We start from the raw sequence: 21,413 nt of genomic DNA on the forward strand, positions 1-21,413 counted from the left end.
TGGAAAGATTCATTCCAATCCACCATACATCCTCAGAGCGAGGCGGCCGCTCAGGCCGCCGCCCAGCCCCCGTCGATGGAGAGCGCGGCGCCGTTCACGCTGCCGCTGCCGGGGCCGCACAGGTAGAGGGCCATCTGGGCGACTTCCTCCACCTCGACCCAGCGCTTGCTCGGCTGCTTGGCCAGCAGGAAGTCCTTCAGCGCCGCCTCCTCGGTGATGCTGTTCTTCTCGGCCAGGGCGGTCACCTGCTTCTCCGCCAGCGGCGTGCGGACGAAGCCGGGGCAGACGGCGTTGCAGGTCACGCCGCTCTGGGCGATCTCCAGCGCCACGGTCCGCGTCATGCCCACCACGCCATGCTTCGCCGTGACATAGGCGACCTTCTCCGGCGAGGCGACCAGGCCGTGAATGGAGGCGATATTGACGATCCGCCCCCAGGACCGCGCCTTCATTCCGGGCAGCACGGCCTTGATTGTGTGGAAATTTGCCGAGAGGTTGATGGCGATGATGGCGTCCCACTTGTCATCCGGGAACTGCTCGACCGGGCTGGTGAACTGGATGCCGGCATTGTTCACCAGGATGTCCACCTGACCCAGCGCCTGCTCGGCCTCGGCGCACATGGCGCGGACCTGGGCAGGGTCGGAGAGGTCGGCGGCGGAATATGGCGGCTCGGCGCCATTGCCGGCCTTCGCCACCTCGCGCCGCGCAGCGGCGATGTCCTCCGGCTTGCCGAAGCCGTTCAGCATGACGCTTGCGCCGGCAGCGGCAAGCAGCTTGGCGATGCCGAGGCCGATGCCGCTCGTCGAGCCGGTGATCAGGGCTGTGCGGCCGGTCAGGATCTGTTCCATGCGGAGTGCTCCTTGGGGTGGGGAGGAAATCAGGGAAGGCGGTTCAGCAGGCCGACGATGCCGCGCATCGCGGAGGACGTCAGCGCGGGCGTGTAGAAGCTTGCCGCGGCCCGCTTCGCGGCCTCCGCGCGGGTGGGATAGGGCAGAACCAGCTCGGCCAGGGCGGAGAGCGGCAGCTTGCGCCCGATGGTCAGCCCGAACAGGCCGGCCATCTCGCCCGCGCCCGCGCCCAGCACGCTGGCGCCGAGCAGGCGGCCGAGGCTGCTGACCACCAGCTTCACCTGCCCCTCGGTGTCACCCTCCGCCACGGCCCGGTCATTCTCGGTGAAGGGCTGGCGCAGCACGCGGACCGAATGGCCGGCGGCGCGCGCCTCGGCCTCGGTCATGCCGACCTGGGCGAGCTCGGGCGAGGTGTAGGTCACGCGTGGCAGGGCGGCGTAGTCCAGCCGCGCCGGGCGGCGGAACAGCATTGAGCGTATGACCACCGAGGCATGCAGCGAGGCCGCGTGGGTGAAGCGGCGCGGGCCGATGCCCTCGGGGTTCGCCACGTCGCCGGCGGCCCAGACGCGGCGGTTGGTGGTGCTGCGAAGGTCGGGCCCGGTCAGCACGCCTTCCGGGGAGGCGGCGATGTTGGCGGCGGCGAGATCCAGCGGCGCCAGCCGTGGCCTGCGCCCCAGGGCGAAGAGCAGGTGCGAGCCAGGGATCCGCGCACCGCCCTCGATCACCAGGGCGACGCCCTCCGGCGCACGCTCCACGCCAATGGCGTGCGTGTTCTCGTGGATGACCACGCCCTCCCGCCGCAGCGCCTCGCGCAGGGGCACGCGCAGCTCGACATCCTCAGCGCCCAGGATGTGGGGGCTCGCCTCGATCAGGCTGACGCGGCAGCCGAGTCGCGCATGGGCCTGGGCCAGCTCGACGCCCTGGCTGCCGCCACCCAGGATCAGCAGGTGCTCGGGCGCTTCCTCCAGGTCGAACAGGGTCTCGTGGGTGAGCCAGGGGCAGCTCACCAGCCCATGCAGGTCCGGCACCGCCGGCGCGCTGCCGGCGGCGATGACGGCCCGGCGGAAGCGATGGATGCGGCCCGCCGCCTCGATCTGGTCGGGGGCGACGAAATGGGCGCTGGCGCGGACCACCTCCACGCCCATCCCGTTGAAGCGCTCGGCCGAATCGGCCGGCGCGATATGGGCGATGGCGTCCTGGACATGCCGGCGCACACCCTGCCAGTCCACCCGGACCTCGCCGGCCTGGATACCGAAGCGGGCGGCGTCACGCACCGCGACGGCGCGCCTGGCGGCGGCGAGCAGCGCCTTGGAGGGCACGCAGCCCGTGTTGAGGCATTCCCCGCCCATCCTCTCGCGCTCGAACAGCACCACCTTGCGGCCGAGCGACGCGGCCATGGCAGCCACCGAGAGGCCGGCCGCGCCGGCACCGATGATCGCCACGTCATGGTCAGGCATGTACCTCAGATCCTTTTATCTTGCGGCCGGCGGGGCGGCCTGGAGGGTCCGTGCGCGCCGGCGCCACGCCGCCGCGCCGAGCGACAGGAGCGCCAGCCCGCCCAGCGGCAGCAGGATGCGCATGGACGTCAGCGCCGCAAGGTCGGGCTGCGTGCCTTCGTCCAGGGTCGAACCGAGGCCGGCGCCGATGCCGGCATAGACGAGGGTGCCCGGGATGATGCCCAGCAGCGTGGCGGCCGCATACGGCAGCAGGCGCATTCCCGCCAGGGCCGGGGCCAGGTTGACCAGCCAGTAGGGCAGCAACGGGAACAGACGCAGCGCCAGGAGATAGAGGAAGCCATCCCGCGCCAGCTCCTCGCGCAGGGCGGCGAGCCGGCCCCCGGAGCGGCGGGCAAGGCCCGGCGCGAAGGCGGCGCGGACCAGCAGGAACAGCAGGCAGGCCCCGAGGCTGGCGCCCACCACCGCCAGCCCGCCGCCGGCCCAGGGACCGAACAGGAAGCCACCCGCCAGCGTCAGGAAGCTGGCGCCGGGCAGGGAGAGCACCACGACCGCCACATACAGCCCCAGATAGGCCAGCGCCGCGCGGACCGGCGCCGCCTCCACCGTTTCAGCCAGGGCGGCGCGATGGGCGGCCAGCGCCGGCCAGGAGAGCAGGTCGGGCAGGGAGACGATTCCGGCCAGGAACAGCGCCGCGGCCGCCGCGAGCAGCGCCGGGGAGCGCCCCTTCCAGCCGGTGCGCGCAGAGGTGGGCAAAGGCAGGGAGGGACGCATGGTGCAGCCTGAGATGGGGCGCGCGCAACGCCAATGGAAGGTTGCAGCGAGCAACGGCGGTTGACGGGACGCGACACGCCTCCCTATACGTCCCCACCTTCGCCGGCCATCCTGAGGGAGGCCGGCTCGTGCCGCAGCGTTCCAGCCAGGAGCGGGGCGGCGCCGATCTCGATCAACGGAGTAGCGCGTCGTGAAGCGTACTTATCAGCCGTCCAAGCTCGTCCGGAAGCGCCGGCATGGTTTCCGCGCCCGCATGGAGACGGTGGGCGGCCGCAATGTGCTGGCCAACCGCCGCAGCAAGGGCCGGAAGAAGCTCTCCGCCTGAGTCGCCACGGGCTGCTTCGGAGAAGGGCATCGCCGTGGCCTCGCCGCCCCGCCTCAAGCGGCGGCGCGAATTCCTTCGCGTTGCCGGCAAGGGCAGCCGCACCGCCCGGCCGAGCCTCGTCCTGCAGGCCCTGCCGGGTACGGCGGGGCCGTTGCGCGTTGGCTTTACCGCGACGAAGAAGCTCGGCAATGCCGTGGTGCGGAACCGCGCGAAGCGGCGCCTGCGCGAAGCGGCCCGGCTGACCCTCGGCGAGAATGCGCCGGAGGGCTGGAACCTCGTCCTGATCGGGCGCGAGGGCACGGGCAACCGTGCCTTCCATCTGCTTCTGGCCGATCTGCGTGGGGCGCTGCGCCAGGCCGGCGTGTTGCAGCCATGAGGCGCCTGGCGGGCGGACGCTCCGTCAGCCCGGCCGCCTGGGTGCTGAAGGGCGCGGTCCGCACGTATCAGCTCACGCTGCGGGGGGTCATCGGCAGCCACTGCCGCTTCTATCCGCATTGCAGCGCCTATGCGATCGAGGCGCTGGAGATCCATGGCGCGGTGCGCGGCACCTGGCTGACGGCCGGCCGCATCCTGCGCTGCAATCCCTGGCATCCCGGCGGCTATGACCCGGTGCCCGCGGCTGCCAGCGCAGAGAATTCCTCGACGGAGCCTGAGGCGGCGCCGTCTTCTTGCCCGCCGCCGCGCGCGCGGGCCCACCAGAAGGCCTGACGGCACGGGATCCGATGGACCAGAAGCGACTCCTCGCTGCGATTGCACTCTCGATCGGCATCCTGCTGGCCTTCGACTTGTGGAAACGCGAAACCACCCCGCCGGCCGAGCCGCCGCCGCCTGCCGTGGCACAGCAGGCCCCGACGCCCGCCGCCCCGGTTGCACCTGGTAGTCCCGGCGCGGCCACGACTGCCGCGGCGGCGCCGGAAGCCAGCCGCCCGCCGGCACAGCGCCTGAAGATCGAGAGCCCCCGCCTGTCCGGCAGCCTGCTGCTGCGCGGCGCCCGGCTGGATGACCTGGTGCTGAAGGACTACCGCGAGACGACCGCGCCCAACTCGCCGCTGGTGCGTATGTTCGCCCCGCGCGACGAGGTGCAGCCCTACTTCACCCAGTGGGGCTGGTCGGCGGCGGATGGCCGCACCCGCGTGCCGGATGCCGACACCGACTGGACCGCCAGCGGCGGCCCGCTGAGCCCGGACAGCCCGGTGACGCTCTCCTGGGACAATGGCCAGGGCCAGACCTTCCAGATCCTGCTCAGCCTCGACCGCAACTTCATGTTCAATGCCGAGCAACGGGTCATCAACAACGGTGGCGACGCCGTGCAGGTGCTGCCCTGGGTGCGCGTGCGCCGCGAGGCGACGCCCCATGTCGCCGGCTACTACATCCTGCATGAGGGCTTCGTCGGCGTGCTGGGCGGCCGCCTCCAGGAGCAGACCTACAAGGCGGCCAAGGGCGAAGCCGAGGGCGAGGGCAAGAAGGGCGTCGCGCTCGAGCAGGACACCACCGGCGGCTGGGCCGGCTTCACCGACAAGTACTGGCTCTCCGCCATCGCGCCGGTGGACGCCGCGCAGCCGCTGCACGCCACCTGGCGCCACGCCGCCGAGGGCGGCCAGGACCGCTGGCAGGTGGACTTCGCGACCCCCGCGCCGCAGAGCGTGGCGCCCGGCGCGACCGGCGCGCTCGCCACCCGCGTCTTCGCGGGCGCCAAGGAGGTGCACCTGCTGGACGCCTACCAGTCGAACCTCGGCATCACCGATTTCGACAAGGCGATCGACTTCGGCTGGTTCTACTTCCTGACCAAGCCCTTCTTCTACGCGCTCGACTTCCTGTACCGGCTGCTCGGTAACTTCGGCATCGCCATCCTGGTGGCCACGGTGGTGCTGAAGGCGCTGTTCTTCCCGCTGGCCAACAAGGCCTACAAGTCCATGGCGCGGATGAAGGCGCTGGCGCCCAAGATGCAGGAGATCCGCGAGCGCTATAAGGAGGACCCGGCCAAGGCGCAGTCCGAGATGATGGCGCTCTACCGGACGGAGAAGGTGAACCCGGCCTCCGGCTGCCTGCCGATGCTGATCCAGGTGCCGGTCTTCTTCGCGCTGTACAAGGTGCTGTTCGTCACCATCGAGATGCGGCATGCGCCCTTCTTCGGCTGGATCCACGACCTCTCGGCGCCCGACCCGACGAACCTCTTCACCCTGTTCGGCCTGATCCCGTGGGAGCCGCCGCACCTGCTGCACATGCCGATCTGGGCGATCATCATGGGCCTCACCATGTTCTTCCAGCAGCGTCTCAACCCGACGCCGCCGGACCCGGTGCAGGCCAAGATCTTTACCTTCATGCCGATCATCTTCACCTTCATGCTGGCCAGCTTCCCGGCCGGGCTGGTGATCTACTGGTCCTGGAACAACCTGCTCTCCATTCTTCAGCAGTCCTACATCATGCGGCACGACCGGGCGGCCCGGCGCGAGGAGCAGGCGCTGAAGAAGACCACCGCAAAGGCCAAGGGGTGAGCGGCGGCCTGCTGGAGGCGCGCGACGAGGAGGAGCGCGCCTCCCTGATCGAGCAGGGGCGCCTGCTGTTCGCGCGCCCCTGCCAGTTCATCTTCGCCGCGCAGCGGATCGACCAGCTGCCGGAGCCCCGGCTGCCGGAGATCGCCCTCTGCGGGCGCTCCAATGTCGGCAAATCCTCGTTGGTGAACGCGCTGACCGGGCAGAACAGCCTGGCCCGCGTCTCCAACACCCCGGGCCGGACCAAGCAGCTGAACTTCTTCGAGCTGGGCGGCCGCCTGGTGCTGGTGGACATGCCGGGCTACGGCTATGCCCAGGCCGCCCGCAGCGTGAAGGAGGACTGGCAGGGGTTGATGTTCAACTTCCTCCGCGGCCGCCCGAACCTGCGCCGCGTGGTGCTGCTGCTCGACGCCCGCATCGAGACCAAGGCGAGCGACCGGGCGGCCATGGAACTGCTCTCCGAGGCCGCCGTGGCCTTCCAGATCGTGCTGACCAAGGCGGACGACACCAAGCCCGGCTGGCTGGAGCAGCGGCAGAAGGAGGCGGCGGCGCTGGTCAAGAAGTACACCGCCGCCCACCCGCTGGTGATCACCACCAGCAGCGAGACGGGGTTGGGCATCCCCGAACTGCGCGCCGAGCTGGCCTCGCTGGCCGAGCCCGCCGCGCCATAGGGCGACCGCCCCTCAGGCGGGGGCGGCCTGCGGCGCCTCGTTCCGCTCCAGCTCGGGGTAGCTGATCCAGTGGGCGCCCCTGGGCCGGCGCAGCGCCGGATCCTTTGGCGGCATCAGCTTGTGGAAGGGGAAGCCGGCATCCTCCACATTGGCGAAGACCGTCTCCGGGGCCGCCCGCACCGTCCAGGTGTAGACGGCGGTGGTGATGTTCTGGTCGATCCCCCAATGGCTGTTGCGGATGTGGCCGCAGGCCTGCAAATGCGTCGCCGTCACGCGCCGCAGCAGCTCAGCGAACCGCCGTGCGGCGGCCGTATTGGCGAAGACGACAATGTCCGCCGCGATGCCGACCCAGGGCCGGACGTATGCGTAGCGGAGGATGATCTGCCCGCCATCCGGCGCCGAGACCTGGCGGCGCACCGCGTCGAAGCCCCGGACGGCGACGTCGTAGTCCGGCCGCAGGCTCTGCAGGAACGCTTCGGGGGCCATCCGCCAGGCGAGGTCGATATCCGTCAGGATGAGCGGACCTTCCAGCAGGTCCATGATGCGCGCGGCCTGGATGAAGCGGGCCGAGGCGAAGTAGTAGGCGCGGTCCAGCGTGACCGGCTCGCTGGAGAGCGTCACATCGAAGCCGGGCAAAATGGCGCGCAGCTCGGCGAGCTCCTTCTCGATCTCCGCACGCTCGCCCACGAGATGCAGATGCAGCCGCCCTTCCTCGGCATGGGCGGCCAGCCCGCGCGCGTAGAAGCTGAGGAAGGAGCGGACGTAGCCGACATTCGCCGAGGTCATGATGAGCGGCAGCTGGTCCCGCCGTGCCCGGGCGCCGGGGTCGGCCGTGCGGTGCAGGATCTCGAACCGGAAGGGGGTGGAGGCCAGCGGCGCCTCGTCTTCGGTGAATTCCGCGTCGATCCGGCCGACGGCGCGGTAGTCGAGGTAGGAGGGATGGCCATAGCCCGTGGAGAGCAGCTCCGTCGCGAGGGCGAAGTTCTCCGTCGCGAGGTCCACCTGGCCGGAGCCGAAGGCCGCCTGCGCGATGTAGTTGGCGCGGGCATGCGGGTGGATCAACGCGCCACGCCGCTGCATCAGCTCCGTCATGCGCAGCCGCAGCTGCGGCTCCTCCCAGTAGCGGATGGTCTGCGGCAGGTAGCTGAGCAGCGCGTGCAGCACGCGGGAGAGCAGGTTGCCGCCATTGTCCGGCAACGCCTCAGCCACTTCCCAGAGATGCTCCAAGAGGCGGAAACGTACCGCCTCCATCTCCGGCGCCGCCGACTTCCACAGCATGGGGATGCGGGTCAGCGCCAGCAGGGTTTCGGTCGCCTCGCGCGGCCGCAGGAGCGCCACGCGGCCCAGGATCTCCTCCAGCACCGTGCCGGGGCGGACATCGCTGGCCTTGGCCAGGGCGGCCCGCAGCGCATCGTCGCCGAAGCCTTCGCCCAGATGGGCGTTCCAGCGGAGCGAGGCGAGATGCACCGCCCGCTCGAAACGGAAGCGGTCCAGGCTGGGGAAGGCCGCCGCCGGTACGGCGATCGGGATCTGCTCAGCGCCCTCGACGGCTTCCGCGTTGGGCGTCCGTTCCAGACGCTCGATCAGCAGGTCGAAATAGAAGCTGGCCACGCCTGGGCTGGCTGAGCGGCTGCAAGCGCGGCCGAGATAGGCGAGGGTGGAGGGAATGCCCGAAGCCTTGCGCATGAACTGCAGAAGGCCAAGCATCGCCCGCTCCTCCTCGGGAAACCGCAGCACGAGGTTGCGGAGGATGCGCTCCGCGCGGCTGCGCGCCGCGTTCACCTCAGCCGCCGGGGCGGTGCTCGCCAGGCGGGTGCGGATCTGGTCCCAGGCATTGGCAATGTTGAGGATCTGGGTATAGGCGAAGTCCTCCAGCGCGGCATTGCATTCCGGCAGCTGGGCGAGGGCGGCCAGGGCATCCAGCGCGGAGACCTGGAGGAGGTGCACGCGCGCTCGCGCCTCCACCCATTCCGCCAAGGTGAAGCCGTTCACATGGGCGAGGCGGTCAATCGCCGCCCGCAGCTCCGGGGCTTCGGGGTGCGGCCGCTCGCGCCGCCAGTCGATGGAGGGGGCGCCCTGCTGCAGGTCCGTCAGTTCCTTGAGGATCTCGGCGGCGGTGTTGCGAGGGGGTGTCGGCACGTGTTCGAGGCTCCATCCTGGAGCGCCTTGATACCATGCCGGAAGGTTGCGGGCCTACCCCTGAGCTCAACCCGGCCATGGGGTGGGCCGGCGGTCCCTCTTGACCCCCGCGGGCGCGCCCCCTAGACGCGCCGACGCAGCTTGAAGCGGGAAGGGATGTCCATGACCGAGGACGCGCGCAACCAGATGGAGATCCTCGCCGCCGCGCTCCCTTTCCTGAAGCGCTATGATGAGCAGATCGTCGTGGTGAAGTATGGCGGCCACGCCATGGGCGAGGAGGAGAGCGCGCTGCGCTTCGGGCGGGACATCGCCCTGCTGGAGCAGATGGGCGTGAACCCGGTGGTCGTGCATGGCGGCGGGCCGCAGATCAACGCCATGCTGAAGCGGCTCAACGTGCAGTCCACCTTCGTCAACGGCCTGCGCGTGACCGACGCGCAGATGGTGGACGTGGTCGAGATGGTGCTCTCCGGCACCGTCAACAAGCAGGTGGCCGACTGCATCACCCGCGCCGGCGCCATCGCGGTGGGCATCTCCGGCAAGGATGGCGGGCTGATCCGGGCGAAGAAGCTGACCCGCACCTATCGCGACCCGGACAGCAACGTCGAGAAGGTGCTGGACCTGGGCTTCGTCGGCGAGCCGGAGCATGTGGACCCGCAGCTGGTCGAGCTGCTGATCGCCGCCGACATCGTGCCGGTGATCGCACCGGTCGGCGCCGGGGCGGACGGGCAGACCTACAACATCAATGCCGATACCGCGGCCGGCGCCGTTGCCGGGGCGCTGAGCGCCTCCCGTCTGCTGATGCTGACCGACGTGCCGGGCGTGCTGGGCGCCGATAAGACGCTGATCCCCGAGATGAGCGTCGCCGATGCCCGCGCGGGCATCGCCGAGGGCTGGATCTCGGGCGGCATGATCCCGAAGGTCGAGACCTGCATCTATGCCATCGAGAAGGGTGTGAAGGGGGCGGTCATCGTGGACGGGCGGGTGCCGCATGCCGTGCTGATCGAGCTGTTCACCAATGGCGGCGCCGGCACGCTGATCCGCCCCTGAGGCCGGGCGGGGCCAGGGGGGTGGGAGGGCGCCGTTGACACCGCCCCGCACCCCTCCGATACCGGCAGCACCATTCTTCCTGCCGATCGGGACCTCTGCCATGGATCTTGCCGCCACCATCGAAGGGCTCTGGGGCCGCCGCGCCGAGCTTTCCCCCGCGACCAAGGGCGCCGAGCGGGAGGCGATTGAAGCGGCGCTGGAACTGCTGGATTCCGGCAAGGCGCGCGTGGCGGAGCCGGACGGGCAGGGCGGCTGGAAGGTCAACCAGTGGCTCAAGCAGGCGGTGCTGCTCTCCTTCCGCCTGGAGGACAGCGCGCCGATGGAGGTCGGCCTCGGCGCCTATGACAAGGTTCCGCTGAAGTTCAAGGACTGGGGCGAGAACCGCTTCCGCGAGGCCGGCTTCCGCGCCGTGCCGGGCGCGGTGGTGCGCCGCTCGGCCTATATCGCGCCGGGCGTGGTGCTGATGCCCTCCTTCGTCAATCTCGGCGCCTATGTGGACGCCAACACCATGGTGGACACCTGGGCGACCATCGGCTCCTGCGCCCAGATCGGCAGGAACTGCCACATCTCCGGTGGCGCCGGCATCGGCGGCGTGCTGGAGCCGCTGCAGGCCAACCCCGTGGTGATCGGGGACAACTGCTTCATCGGCGCGCGCTCCGAGGTGGCGGAAGGCGTCATCGTGGGTGAGGGGAGCGTGCTTTCCATGGGCGTCTTCCTCGGCGCCTCGACCAAGATCGTGGACCGCAGCACGGGTGAGGTCTTCGTCGGGCAGGTGCCGCCTTATTCCGTGGTGGTGCCGGGCAGCCTGCCAGGCAAGCCCCTGCCGGACGGCACGCCGGGGCCGAGCCTCTACTGCGCGGTCATCGTCAAGCGGGTGGATGCCCGCACGCGCGAGAAGACCTCGATCAACGAACTGCTGCGCGACTGAGTACCATGGACCCCTTGCCCCTCCTGCAGGAACTGATCCGCTGCCCCAGCGTCACCCCGGCGGAGGCCGGTGCGCTGGGCGTGCTGGAGGCGGCGCTGGTTCCGCTCGGCTTCACCTGCACCCGGCTGCGCTTCGGTGAGGTGGAGAACCTCTTCGCCCGGCGCGGCAGCCGGGGGCCGCATCTCTGCTTCGCCGGGCACACCGACGTGGTGCCGCCCGGCGATCCCGCAGGCTGGAGCGCCGACCCGTTTGGCGCCCAGCTCCGGGACGGGCTGGTCTATGGCCGCGGCGCGACCGACATGAAGGGCGGCATCGCCGCCTGGATCGCCGCCATCGCCAGCCTGCCGCGCGACCTGCCCGGCAGCCTCTCGCTGCTGATCACCGGGGATGAGGAGGGGCCCGCCATCGACGGCACCGTGAAGGTGCTGGAGTGGATGGCGCAGAACGGCCACCGGCCGGACATGTGCCTGGTGGGCGAGCCCACCAGCAAGGCCGTGCTGGGCGACACCATCAAGATCGGCCGGCGCGGCAGCCTGAACGCCGAGATCACCCTGCACGGCATCCAGGGCCACAGCGCCTATCCGCAGCGGGCCGACAATCCCGTGCACCGCCTGGTGCGGGTGCTGCACCGGCTTACCGCCGAGCCGCTGGACGCGGGCAGCCCCTGGTTCGAGCCCTCGACCCTGCAGGTGACGAGCTTCGACGTCGGCAATCCGGCGACCAATGTCATCCCCGGTGCGGCGCGCGCGAAGCTGAACATCCGCTTCAACGACCTGCATTCGAGCCGCTCGCTGACCGCGCATCTGCGCGCGGCGCTGGAGGCCGAGGCGGCGCAGTACGACCTTGCGGTCTCCTGCTCGGGGGAATCCTTCCTGACCGAGCCGGGCCCCTTCGTGGAGGCCCTGGTGGCCGCCACGCGCCAGGCCACCGGCACCGAGCCCCGCCTCGACACCGGTGGCGGCACCTCCGATGCCCGCTTCGTCGCGCAGTACTGTCCGGTCGCGGAGCTCGGGGCGGTCGGCGCCACCATGCACAAGGCGGATGAGTCCACGCCCGTCGCCGAGCTGCGGGCGCTGGCGGAGCTGTATGCACGGGTGATCGAAACCCTCCTGGCGCAGGAGCCACACGCCTGACGCCCGCCTACACGATCGCGGAGCTTTTCGCCGGCTTCCGGGGCATCCTGCTGCTGGCCCGCGGCCGCGCCGAAGGAGCAGCCTTGCTGCCAGCAACGCTGGAGGGGGCGGGCCGCTCCTTCTGGGTGGCCGTGCTGTGCCTGCCGATCTTCCTGGTGCTCGACCCCTCCTTCGCCGCGAGCCCGCGCGCCGCAGCGGCCGAACTGGCGGGCTACATCACCGGCTGGCCCGCCTATGCGCTGGCCGCCCTGGCGGTCTGCCGCTCGATGGGGCGCGAAGCGCTCTGGCCGCGACTGGTGGCGGCCTGGAACTGGACCAACCTCCTCCAGTATCTGATCATGCTGATCATCACGCTCTTTGCCGTGTCGCCGCTGCCGGCCTGGGTGCAGGAGGTCGTCAGCGTCGCCGGCATCGGCTATGCGCTCTGGCTGCAATGGTTCACGGCGAAGTGTACCCTGCAGGTCGGCGGAATGGCGGCCCTTGGCTTCGTGGTGCTGGACCTGGTGGTCAGCCTCCTGCTCTCCGGGGTGGTGACGGACCTGTCGCGCTCCTAGTGCGTTTGTTTTGGCGAGCATCTTCACCCGTTCCGATGATGCCACCGGAACGGCATCTGCTCCAGCGTCGTGCCTGCGCAGCGGCAGGAGGAAGCCTGCTTCAGGGCGCTGCTCCTGCGCGCGCCTTCGGCCGATCAGGCGGTTCGGCCCGAGCGGAGCCCCCCATCCCTTTCCTTCCAGGGGACGCCGTAAGGCGATGGATGATGCGGCTTCCACGCCGCTTTCCGCTTGCTTGCAGGAGCCGCATTGGTCAGGTTAGGTGGCCGTGGCTCCACCTGATTGATTTATCCGGCTGCACAAAGGGGGCATGCCACATGGCTCTGCGCCAGGGCTGCAATGCTGGAGTAGCCACACCGGCCGCCGGCCCGGCTCAGCCCGTCCTCCTTCAGGTTAATGCAGCCCTTGCCGAGCGCTCAATCGGAGCGCCACCCGATACTCATTACATTAACCATTATGGTATTAGACTGCTGTTCCGGACGCGCTAAGTTGGCCACATGCGCTGTGCGCCGCGACACATGATCCGGATGATGTGGTGGGCGTGACGGATGGGACATGCGAGACGCTGCTGCGGAAGAAGCCTTCCGACGGCAAGCAGGAGCCGAGAGCGGTCCTGTCGCCCTTCAAAGCGCTTGGCTGCAGAGGTCTTGTTCGAGCTTTCACGGGTTTCTGGCCCTGCCGGGCCACGAACGGGCGTTCTGTGGCCTGAAGAGAAGCAGTAGGCATGAGCGCGCGCATCCTTGTCGTCGACGACATTGCCGCCAACCTGCGGCTTCTGGAGGCTCGGCTGAACGCCGAGTACTACGACGTTGCGCTCGCATCCTCCGGGCCTGAGGCACTGGCCTGCGCCGAGGAATGGCTGCCCGACATCATCCTCCTGGACGTCATGATGCCTGGCATGGACGGCTACGAGGTCTGCCGGCGCCTGAAGGCCAACCCCGAAACGGCGCATATTCCCGTCGTGATGGTGACGGCCCTGGTGGACCCCGCCGAGCGGGTGCGTGGGCTGGAGGCGGGGGCCGACGACTTTCTCTCCAAACCGGTCGACCATCTGACCCTCTTCGCCCGGCTGCGTGCCCTCCAGCGCATGAAGCAGGTGCTCGATGCCTTTCGCCTGCGCGCCGAGACAGCGCAGGATCTCGGCGTCATTCCGCAGACCCCGCCCAGCGAAAGCCTCATCGGGGCCGCAGTCCTGCTGGCGACCGAGGATGTGAACGAGGCGGAACTGCTCAGCAGCGTGCTCTCCGCCGAAGGGGTGGCGCTGCATATCACGCCCAGCGGGGCGGAGGCCTGGAAGGAACTCAGCCAGGGCGGCTACGACGTGGCACTGCTCAGCCTCTCCCTGGAAGGCGGTGACGGGCTGCGCCTCACCTCACGGCTGCGCGCCCAGGCGGCCACCCGCGACCTCCCGCTGCTCCTGATCGCCGATGCCGACCAGCGCGCGCAGGTGCTGCGGGGCTTCGACCTGGGCGCCAGCGATCATGTCCTCCGCCCCATCGACCCGAACGAGCTGCGGGCGCGGCTGCGCAACCAGGTGCGGCGGAAGCGCTACCAGGAGCGCCTGAGGGCGGATCTGGACCGCTCCCTGGAAATGGCGGTCACCGACAGCCTGACCGGCCTGCGCAACCGCCGCTACGTGACACGCCATCTGGAAGGACTGCTGCGGGCCGGACAGGTCGCGCTGCTCCTGCTGGACGTGGACCGCTTCAAGGCCGTGAACGACACGCATGGCCATGCGGTGGGTGATCTGGTGCTGAAGGAGGTGGCGGCCCGCCTGAAGGAGCATCTGCGCAGCGTGGATGTCGCCGCCCGCTTTGGAGGCGAGGAGTTCGTCGTCGCCATGGGCGGCACCACCCAGGAAGAGGCCATGCAGGTGGCGGAGCGGCTGCGGGCCACGATCGCCGGCCAGCCGGTGCCGACGGAGCAGGGAACCCCGCTGCACGTTACCACCAGCATCGGTGTCGCCCTGGCGCAGAGTGGCGAAAGCCTGTCCATGCTGCTCCGCGCCGCCGATGCGGCGCTCTACCGCGCCAAGGCGAATGGCCGGAACCGGGTGGAGATCGCCGGCTGCGAGGATTGGGAGCGCCGCCCGGCCGACGTAGCTTGACGGCTGGGCGTGACGGCGGGCACAAAAAAAAGCCGCGCCTGATGTGAGGCGCGGCCCTTGCGGCGTCCTGTGGGGGCGCCGGCTTACTTGATCTTGGATTCGCGGAACGCAACGTGCTTCCGGGCAACCGGATCGTACTTGCGCATCTCCAGCTTGCCGGTCGTGTTGCGCGTGTTCTTCTTGGTCACATAGAAGTAACCGGTGTCAGCCGTGCTGACGAGCTTGATGAGAATGGTGTTCGACTTGGCCATGACGTTGTTCCGTGGGCACCAACTGGTACCTCAAGCCGGGCAGCACGGGGCCGCGCACCCGGGTGCGGCGTGAGAGGCGCAACCTAGTCGACCCGCCGCTCCAGTCAAGTCCAACCTGCGGCGCAGCCCAAGCTTTCAGGGAGCCAGCGCCGCCTCGTAGGCAATGGGATTGTCGATCAGGAACTGGGCGACCTCCTGATCCAGCGTGCGCCCTTCGGCCGGCGGGCAGGCAGAGCGCAGGGCGGCGACCTCGCTGGCCGGTACCGGCGCGCGCGCCTGGCGGGCGCGGGCCAGGACTGCGCCCATCGGCGCAACCCCCTGGCCGAGCTGCTGCAGTTCCCCGCGCGTGGCGTCCAGCCCGAGGCTGGTGCAGACCTCCGGGATCACCCCGAGCCCCTGCACCGGCCATCCGCGGGGGGCCAGCACGCGTGACCAGGAAATCAGCACCTCCGCCCCGTTCGGCAGGGGAATGACGATCTGGATGAGCCCTTTGCCCAATGTGGCGCTGCCGACCACCACGGCACGCCGCTGGTCCGAGAGGGCCGCCGCGGCGATCTCGGCGGCCGAGGCGGTGCGACCATCCACCAGAATCACCACCGGACGGCCCTGCGCGAGGTCGCTGCCCTCGGCGCGCCAGATGCGCTGCGCATCGGGGTGACGGCCGGCACTCTGCGCCACCACGCCCCCGGTCAGGAAGGCATCAGCAACGCTCATGGCCTGCATCAGCAGGCCGCCGCGATTGCCACGCAGGTCGAGCACAACGCCGCGGGAGGGGGTGCTGAGGGCGAGGCTGGCATTCAGCGCATCGGCGAGCTGGCGGGTGGTGGCTGCGGAGAACAGGCTCAGCCGCACCCACAGGATGTTGTCCTGCATCTCGGCGCGCAGGCTCGGCAGCGCCTGGCTGAGCCGCCGCAGGGTGACGGAGAAGCGCTGGCGGCCGCGCCGCACCTCCAGCCGGACATCCGTGTCCGGCAGGCCTTCCAGCAGCTCCGCCGCCTCGACGAGGCGCCGGGCGGAAACCGGGATGCCGTCGATGGCGAGCAGGACATCCCCTTCCCGCAGGCCGGCATGGCTGGCCGCGCTCTCCGCGGCCAGCGCCACCACGACCACGCTGTTGCGCGCGCCGGCCGCGATGCGCAGGCCGAGCCCGGTCTGCCCCACGCGCCGCTGCCGGGCCTGCCAGGCCTCCTCGGCGGTGATGTAGCGGCTGTAGGGGTCCAGGTGGTTGAAGACTTCGTCGAAGCCGGCCTGCAGCATGCGCTCGACACCCGCCGCGCGCAGGAGCGCCGAGGCCGTCCAGGCGCTGGCGTAGAACTGCGAGAGGGTCTCGGCCAGTGCCTCGGCGGCGGGCGGCGGGTGGATGCCCCGGCGGGCGGCCATCGCGGCCTGCGCGACCCCGGGTGCCGGCTGCGTGCCGAGCCGCCTGGCGCCCAGGCTCAGCGACAGCAGGCCGCCCTCGACCTGGGCAGAGAGCTGCGGGTCCACCGCGCCAAGGCCGCGCAGGGACCACAGCGCGAGGTCGGCGGGCGCCGCGGCCTCAAGATGCCGCTCGAGAATGGCCGTGAAGGCCTCCTCCAGGACCGCCCGGACCCGCGCACGGGAAAAGCCGCCCTCCGGCTGGGCGAAGGCCATGGCGGGCAGGGCGAGCGCGAGGATCAGGGCCGCCAGCACCAGCCGTGCCAGCGCGGGCAGGCAGGGAGGAGGGAGGCGCCTCAGCGTGGCGCGCCTCGCGCCCCCCGGGGCGGGGAAGCTGCCGGAAGGCGCCGCAGGCGGGCGCGGCGGCCGCCGCCGGCGGGCGGACTGCCCTGCAGGAGGTGGAACAGCATGCCGCCCGTCAGCGGCATGACTTCGGCCAGCCGCACCTCCACCGCCTGACCCAGCGCGAAGGACAGGCGCGTGTAGCGGCCGGAAAGCCGATAGGCGGCTTCCTCGTGAGTCCATTGATCGTCCGGCAGGGAGGCCAGCGGCACGAGTCCGCTCGCACCATTCGTCGTCACCGTGACGAACAGGCCGAAGCGTGTCACGCCCGAAATGCGCGCGTCGAACATGCTGCCGACGCGGGACGCCATGTGGCTGGCCAGGTAGCGCTCCACGGCCTCGCGCTCGGCGGCGGCGGCGCGCCGCTCGGTGCGGGTGATGTGCTCGGCGGTGTCGGGCAGACGCTCCGCCTCCTCCTCGCGCAGGGCGTCGGCCGTTCCAAGCCCGAGTCCGCGGATCAGCGCCCGGTGCACGACGAGATCGGCATAGCGGCGGATCGGGCTGGTGAAATGGGCGTAGCGCGGCAGGGCGAGGCCGAAATGGCCGATGTTCTCCGGGCTGTAGGCCGCCTGCGACTGGGCGCGCAGCACCGTCTCATGCACCAGCCGCTCCTCGGGGCGGCCACGCACGCGCTCCAGCACCTGCGCGAAGTGGCGGGGGCGCAGCTCGCCGGCGGCCGGGAGATCCAGCTCCATGGAGTCGAGGAACTGCCGCAGGGCTTCCAGCTTCTCGTCGGAGGGGCGGTCATGCACGCGGTAGAGCAGGGGCTGGCGGCGCCGCTCCAGTTCCTCGGCGGCGCAGACATTGGCGGCCACCATGAACTCCTCGATCAGCCGGTGGGCGTCGAGCTTCAGGCGGGGGATGACGTCGCGGACCTGGCCCTGCTCGTCCATCAGCACGCGGCGTTCGGGCAGGTCGAGATCCAGCGTGCCGCGCCGTTCCCGCGCCGAGAGAAGGCAGCGGAAGGCGCCAAAGAGATGCGCGACCTGCTGCGGCGGCACGGGCGTGCCGGCCGTCCCTTCCCAGGCGGCCTGGACCTGCTCGTAGGTGAGCCGCGCGGCGGAGCGCATCAGCCCGCGGCCGAAGCGATGGCCCGACTTCTGGCCCTGGGCATCGAAGCGCATCTCGACGAAGAGGCAGCCGCGATTCTCGCCCGGCCGCAGGCTGCACAACCCGTTGGAAAGGGCCTCCGGCAGCATCGGCACCACGCGGTCCGGGAAATAGACGCTGTTGCCGCGCTGGCCGGCCGCCTGGTCCAGCGCGCCGCCGGGCTGGACGTAGTGCGCCACGTCGGCGATGGCGACCAGCACCCGCCAGCCCTCGCCGAGCGGCTCGGCCCAGACGGCGTCGTCGAAGTCGCGGGCGTCCTCGCCGTCGATGGTGACGAGGGGGACCTCGCGCAGGTCCTCGCGGCCCTGCAGCGCGACGGGCTGCGCCGCCTCGGCCTCCTGCACCGCCTCGGCGGGGAAATGATCGGGGATGCCATGGGCGTGGATGCACAGGACCGACACGGCGCGCGGAGCGTCCATCCGGCCCAGACGCTCGACGATGCGGGCCGGGCGGAGGCCGAGCGCACGGCCGGGCAGCGGCTCGGCCAGGACCAGTTCGCCGTCCTCGGCGCCGCCGGCTTCCCCGGCGGGGATCACCCAGTCGGCCTTCTCGCGCTTGCTCGTCGGCAGCAGCCGCCCGTCCTGATAGACGCCGAGGATGCGCGACGGCCCGCCGCTGCCCAGGCGCTTGAAGGTGCGCCCCTCATACTTTCCCGCCCCGATCGGCCGCAGCCGGGCCAGCACCCGCTCGCCATAGGCGAGGGCAGGCTGCCCCGGCCGCTCGGGCCGCATATAGACCAGGGGAGGGCGCCCGGGCCCTTCCCAGCCGACCGGGCGGGCCAGGGGATCGCCATCCGGATCGGTGCCGGAGACCTCGACGACCGCCATGTCCGGCAGCTTGCCGCTCTCCCGCACCTGCCGGCCGCCGGCGCGCTGCAGCGCGCCCTCGTGCTCCAGTTCCCTCAGCAGCGCCCGCAGGGCGGGGCGCTGCTCGGCGGTCAGCCCGAAATGGCGGGAGATCTCGCTCTTGCCGACCCGCCCCGGCGCCTCCCGGATGAAGCGGCGCAACGCCTCGCGGGTAGGCAGGATGGCTGGGCCCGGCGACGCATCCCCTGGCCCTTTCGCGCCCGGTTCGTCGGGGCGCCCTGCCATGGATCAGGCCTTGGCCTTGGCCGGGCTGCGCGCCGGCTTCGCCTTGGCCGTGGTCGCCTTGGCGCTGGCCTTACGGGCGGGCGCCTTGGCAGCGGCCTTCCGCGCCGGCTTGGCCTCCGTGGCGGTGGCCTCCGCAGCGGCCGCCTTGCGGGGCGCCGCCTTCTTCGCGCCCTTCTTGGCGCCGAGCGGCGGCAGCTTCTTGCCCTTCTCGGCCAGGAGGGTCACCGCCTGCTCCAGGGTGATGTCCTCCATCGGCAGGTTGCGCGGCAGGCTGGCCACCATGCCGGCATGCTGCGCATAGGGGCCGAAGCGCCCGCGCTTGATCTCCACCGGCTCGCCATCCTTCGGATGCGGGCCGAGCGCCCGCACCTTGGCCTTGGCATCGGCCAGCAGCGCTACGGCGCGGTTGATGCCGATGGAGAGCACGTCGTCGTCGCGGTCGAGCGACTTGTAGATGCTGCCCATCTTCACATAGGGGCCGAAGCGCCCGATCGCGGCGCTGATCTCCTCGCCGGTCTCCGGGTGCACGCCGACGATGCGGGGCAGGGCGAGCAGGGCCAGCGCCCGTTCCAGCGTCAGGGAGTCGGGGTCCATGCCGCGCGCCAGGCTGGCGCGCTTGGGCTTGATCGCCTTGCCCTTGGCGTCGGTCTCGCCCTCGCCGAGCTGGACGTAGAGCCCGTAGGGGCCGCGCCGCAGCGTGATCGGGGCGCCCGTGACGGGATCGGTGCCGAGCTCCTTGATGCCGCCGGCCAGCGCCGCATCGGCCTCGCCCTCGCCGGCGACCGAGAGCGGGCGGGTGTGGCGGCATTCCGGGTAGTTGGAGCAGCCGATGAAGGCGCCGTTGCGACCGAGGCGCAGGCCCAGCCGCCCCGTGCCACAGGCCGGGCAGGCGCGCGGGTCGCCGCCCTCGGCGGGCTGGGGGAAGAAGTGGGCACCAAGCTCCTCGTCCAGCGCGTCGATGACCTCGCTGATGGTGAGGTCCTTGGTGGCGGCGACGGCGGCGTTGAAGTCCTGCCAGAAGTCGCGCATCACTTCGCGCCACTCGGCCCGGCCGCCGGAGATGTCGTCGAGCTGCTCCTCCAGCGCGGCGGTGAAGTTGGTGTCCACGTAGCGCTCGAAGAAGTTCACCAGGAAGGCGGTGACCAGCCGGCCACGGTCCTCCGGCATGAAGCGGCGCTTCTCCAGCTTCACGTAGTCGCGGTCCTGCAGGGTCTGCAGGATGGAGGCGTAGGTGGAGGGGCGGCCGATGCCCAGCTCCTCCATCTTCTTCACCAGCGAGGCCTCGGAATAGCGCGGCGGCGGCTGGGTGAAGTGCTGGTCGGCCTGGGCGGCGGTCAGCTTGGCCGGGTCCTTCTCGCGCATCGGCGGCAGGATGCGGCTGTCCTCGTCCTCGGCGCCGGCGGCGTCGTCCACGTCCTCGCGGTAGAGCTTCAAGAAGCCGTCGAAGGCGACCACGCTGCCGGTGGCGCGCAGGCGGACCTTGCCGGTGGCCTCGGCGAGGTCAACCGCCGTCTGGTCCAGCTCGGCGGACTGCATCTGGCTGGCGACGGCGCGCTTCCAGACCAGCTCGTAGAGCCGGCGCTGCTCGGGGTTGAGGAAGCGGGCGACCTGCTCCGGGGTGCGGCTCACCTCGGTCGGGCGGATCGCCTCATGCGCCTCCTGGGCGTTCTTCGCCTTGGAGGAATACTCGCGCGGCGCGGCGGGGATGTAGTCCGGCCCGAAGGCGTCCTTCACATGGTCGCGGATGGCGGACATCGCTTCCCGCGCCATCTGCACGCCGTCGGTCCGCATGTAGGTGATCAGGCCGACCGTCTCGCCCTGGATATCCACGCCCTCATAGAGCTGCTGGGCCAGGCGCATGGTCTGCTGGGCGCCGAAGCCGAGCTTGCGCGAGCTTTCCTGCTGCAGGGTCGAGGTGGTGAAGGGCGCGGGCGGATTGCGCCGGACGCGCTTCTTCTCGATGCTGGCGACGGTGAAGGCGCCCGCCTCGACGGCGGCCTTGGCGCGCAGGGCGCTGGCCTCGTCCGGCAGGTCGAACTGCTCCAGCCGCTTGCCGTCCAGATGCGTCAGGCGGGCGGTGAACGGAGCGCCGAGCGCGGTCAGGAAGCGGCCCTCGACCGTCCAGTACTCGCGCGCCCGGAAGGCCTCGATCTCGGCTTCCCGCTCGCAGATCAGCCGCAGCGCGACCGACTGCACGCGGCCGGCCGAGCGGCTGCCCGGCAGCTTGCGCCAGAGCACGGGGGAGAGGGTGAAGCCGACCAGGTAGTCCAGCGCGCGGCGGGCCAGGTAGGCCTCGATCAGCGGCGTGTCGAGCTCGCGCGGATGCTCCAGCGCGTACTGCACGGCGCGCTTGGTGATTTCGTTGAAGGTGATGCGGTGGACCTGCACGCCCTTCAGCGCGCCCTTCTCCCGCAGCATCTGCTGGACATGCCAGGAGATTGCCTCGCCCTCGCGGTCCGGGTCGGTGGCGAGGTAGAGGTTGCGCGCGCCCTTTACCGCCTTGGCGATGGCGGCCACCTGCTTCTCGCCCCGGTCCTCGGAGGACCAGTCCATGGCGAAATCCTCGTCCGGCCGCACGCTGCCGTCCTTGGCCGGCAGGTCGCGCACATGCCCGAAGCTGGCAAGGACGGTGAAGTCCTTCCCCAGATACTTGTTGATGGTCTTCGCCTTGGCCGGCGATTCGACGACGACGACGTCGGTCATGGCGGGTGTCGTGCGCTCTCTCATGGCCGCTTTG

General features: G+C 70.7%; 18 protein-coding genes. 10 read left to right on the forward strand and 8 right to left on the reverse strand.

Features of this window, described 5'->3' with window-relative positions:
• Positions 1–50 precede the first annotated feature (50 nt).
• From QMO56_RS16225 to QMO56_RS16235, 3 genes are read right to left on the reverse strand one after another with little or no spacing between them, the layout of a single operon-like run.
• Entirely contained in the window at positions 51–845 is a 795-nt protein-coding gene (locus tag QMO56_RS16225) for a 3-hydroxybutyrate dehydrogenase (RefSeq protein ID WP_283527325.1), read from the reverse strand.
• A 29-nt stretch (positions 846–874) separates the two neighbouring features.
• Positions 875–2,302, reverse strand: a complete 1,428-nt coding sequence (locus tag QMO56_RS16230) for an NAD(P)/FAD-dependent oxidoreductase (RefSeq protein ID WP_283527327.1) — start codon at positions 2,300–2,302, stop codon at positions 875–877.
• 15 nt (positions 2,303–2,317) lie between these two features.
• Positions 2,318–3,073 carry a TVP38/TMEM64 family protein gene (locus QMO56_RS16235; protein WP_283527328.1) on the reverse strand — a complete coding sequence of 252 codons (756 nt, stop codon included), beginning with the start codon at positions 3,071–3,073 and terminating at the stop codon, positions 2,318–2,320.
• Positions 3,074–3,263: 190 nt separating this feature from the next.
• Between QMO56_RS16235 and rpmH the strand changes: the two genes are divergently transcribed.
• Genes rpmH through yihA form a run of 5 tightly spaced genes read left to right on the forward strand, consistent with a single transcriptional unit; the run spans position 3,264 to position 6,561 of the window.
• Positions 3,264–3,398, forward strand: a complete 135-nt coding sequence (rpmH, locus tag QMO56_RS16240; protein WP_159994002.1) for a 50S ribosomal protein L34 — start codon at positions 3,264–3,266, stop codon at positions 3,396–3,398.
• 34 nt (positions 3,399–3,432) lie between these two features.
• Positions 3,433–3,774, forward strand: coding sequence for a ribonuclease P protein component (gene rnpA / locus QMO56_RS16245; RefSeq protein ID WP_283527331.1), 342 nt, complete (start codon positions 3,433–3,435; stop codon positions 3,772–3,774).
• Positions 3,771–4,106, forward strand: coding sequence for a membrane protein insertion efficiency factor YidD (gene yidD / locus QMO56_RS16250; RefSeq protein WP_283527333.1), 336 nt, complete (start codon positions 3,771–3,773; stop codon positions 4,104–4,106). The genes rnpA and yidD overlap by 4 nt, the downstream gene beginning before the upstream one ends.
• Positions 4,107–4,120: 14 nt before the next feature.
• The gene (gene yidC, locus QMO56_RS16255; protein WP_283527335.1) at positions 4,121–5,893 is read left to right on the forward strand and encodes a membrane protein insertase YidC; all 1,773 of its coding nucleotides are present in this window, start codon (positions 4,121–4,123) and stop codon (positions 5,891–5,893) included.
• Complete coding sequence (gene yihA / locus QMO56_RS16260) at positions 5,890–6,561, forward strand: ribosome biogenesis GTP-binding protein YihA/YsxC (RefSeq protein WP_283527337.1); 672 nt, start codon at positions 5,890–5,892, stop codon at positions 6,559–6,561. The genes yidC and yihA overlap by 4 nt, the downstream gene beginning before the upstream one ends.
• A gap of 12 nt (positions 6,562–6,573) precedes the next feature.
• On the opposite strand, the gene QMO56_RS16265 is transcribed toward yihA, so the two are convergent.
• A complete protein-coding gene (locus QMO56_RS16265) occupies positions 6,574–8,700 on the reverse strand; it encodes a hypothetical protein (protein WP_283527339.1) in 2,127 nt (708 codons plus the stop codon).
• A gap of 162 nt (positions 8,701–8,862) precedes the next feature.
• Between QMO56_RS16265 and argB the strand changes: the two genes are divergently transcribed.
• From argB to QMO56_RS16290, 5 genes are all read left to right on the forward strand, one after another.
• Complete coding sequence (gene argB, locus QMO56_RS16270; RefSeq protein WP_283527341.1) at positions 8,863–9,747, forward strand: acetylglutamate kinase; 885 nt, start codon at positions 8,863–8,865, stop codon at positions 9,745–9,747.
• Between the two features lie 100 nt (positions 9,748–9,847).
• Positions 9,848–10,675: a 2,3,4,5-tetrahydropyridine-2,6-dicarboxylate N-succinyltransferase gene (gene dapD / locus QMO56_RS16275; protein ID WP_283527343.1), complete on the forward strand. Its 828-nt coding sequence runs from the start codon at positions 9,848–9,850 to the stop codon at positions 10,673–10,675.
• A 5-nt stretch (positions 10,676–10,680) separates the two neighbouring features.
• Positions 10,681–11,808: a succinyl-diaminopimelate desuccinylase gene (gene dapE / locus QMO56_RS16280; RefSeq protein ID WP_283527344.1), complete on the forward strand. Its 1,128-nt coding sequence runs from the start codon at positions 10,681–10,683 to the stop codon at positions 11,806–11,808.
• An 83-nt stretch (positions 11,809–11,891) separates the two neighbouring features.
• Positions 11,892–12,362, forward strand: coding sequence for a hypothetical protein (locus QMO56_RS16285; protein WP_283527346.1), 471 nt, complete (start codon positions 11,892–11,894; stop codon positions 12,360–12,362).
• Between the two features lie 721 nt (positions 12,363–13,083).
• Entirely contained in the window at positions 13,084–14,466 is a 1,383-nt protein-coding gene (locus QMO56_RS16290) for a PleD family two-component system response regulator (RefSeq protein ID WP_283527347.1), read from the forward strand.
• 83 nt (positions 14,467–14,549) lie between these two features.
• On the opposite strand, the gene rpmG is transcribed toward QMO56_RS16290, so the two are convergent.
• The 4 genes from rpmG to topA all read right to left on the reverse strand — a co-directional run bounded on the left by rpmG (position 14,550) and on the right by topA (position 21,379).
• Positions 14,550–14,717: a 50S ribosomal protein L33 gene (gene rpmG / locus QMO56_RS16295; RefSeq protein ID WP_007002299.1), complete on the reverse strand. Its 168-nt coding sequence runs from the start codon at positions 14,715–14,717 to the stop codon at positions 14,550–14,552.
• Between the two features lie 135 nt (positions 14,718–14,852).
• Positions 14,853–16,388 carry a S41 family peptidase gene (locus tag QMO56_RS16300; protein ID WP_283527353.1) on the reverse strand — a complete coding sequence of 512 codons (1,536 nt, stop codon included), beginning with the start codon at positions 16,386–16,388 and terminating at the stop codon, positions 14,853–14,855.
• Between the two features lie 41 nt (positions 16,389–16,429).
• A complete protein-coding gene (rnr, locus tag QMO56_RS16305) occupies positions 16,430–18,676 on the reverse strand; it encodes a ribonuclease R (protein ID WP_283527355.1) in 2,247 nt (748 codons plus the stop codon).
• A 3-nt stretch (positions 18,677–18,679) separates the two neighbouring features.
• Positions 18,680–21,379, reverse strand: a complete 2,700-nt coding sequence (gene topA, locus QMO56_RS16310) for a type I DNA topoisomerase (protein WP_283527391.1) — start codon at positions 21,377–21,379, stop codon at positions 18,680–18,682.
• Between the last annotated feature and the right edge of the window lie 34 nt (positions 21,380–21,413).

Source organism: Roseomonas sp. E05 (genome assembly GCF_030063475.1).
Lineage (GTDB): Bacteria > Pseudomonadota > Alphaproteobacteria > Acetobacterales > Acetobacteraceae > Pseudoroseomonas.

Coding starts and splice junctions, on each gene's coding strand:
- QMO56_RS16225 (WP_283527325.1), bottom strand. CDS start 845: ATGGAACAGATCCTGACCGGCCGCACAGCCCTGATCACCGGCTCGACG.
- QMO56_RS16230 (WP_283527327.1), bottom strand. CDS start 2,302: ATGCCTGACCATGACGTGGCGATCATCGGTGCCGGCGCGGCCGGCCTC.
- QMO56_RS16235 (WP_283527328.1), bottom strand. CDS start 3,073: ATGCGTCCCTCCCTGCCTTTGCCCACCTCTGCGCGCACCGGCTGGAAG.
- yidD (WP_283527333.1), top strand. CDS start 3,771: ATGAGGCGCCTGGCGGGCGGACGCTCCGTCAGCCCGGCCGCCTGGGTG.
- yidC (WP_283527335.1), top strand. CDS start 4,121: ATGGACCAGAAGCGACTCCTCGCTGCGATTGCACTCTCGATCGGCATC.
- argB (WP_283527341.1), top strand. CDS start 8,863: ATGACCGAGGACGCGCGCAACCAGATGGAGATCCTCGCCGCCGCGCTC.
- dapD (WP_283527343.1), top strand. CDS start 9,848: ATGGATCTTGCCGCCACCATCGAAGGGCTCTGGGGCCGCCGCGCCGAG.
- dapE (WP_283527344.1), top strand. CDS start 10,681: ATGGACCCCTTGCCCCTCCTGCAGGAACTGATCCGCTGCCCCAGCGTC.
- QMO56_RS16290 (WP_283527347.1), top strand. CDS start 13,084: ATGAGCGCGCGCATCCTTGTCGTCGACGACATTGCCGCCAACCTGCGG.
- rpmG (WP_007002299.1), bottom strand. CDS start 14,717: ATGGCCAAGTCGAACACCATTCTCATCAAGCTCGTCAGCACGGCTGAC.
- rnr (WP_283527355.1), bottom strand. CDS start 18,676: ATGGCAGGGCGCCCCGACGAACCGGGCGCGAAAGGGCCAGGGGATGCG.
- topA (WP_283527391.1), bottom strand. CDS start 21,379: ATGACCGACGTCGTCGTCGTCGAATCGCCGGCCAAGGCGAAGACCATC.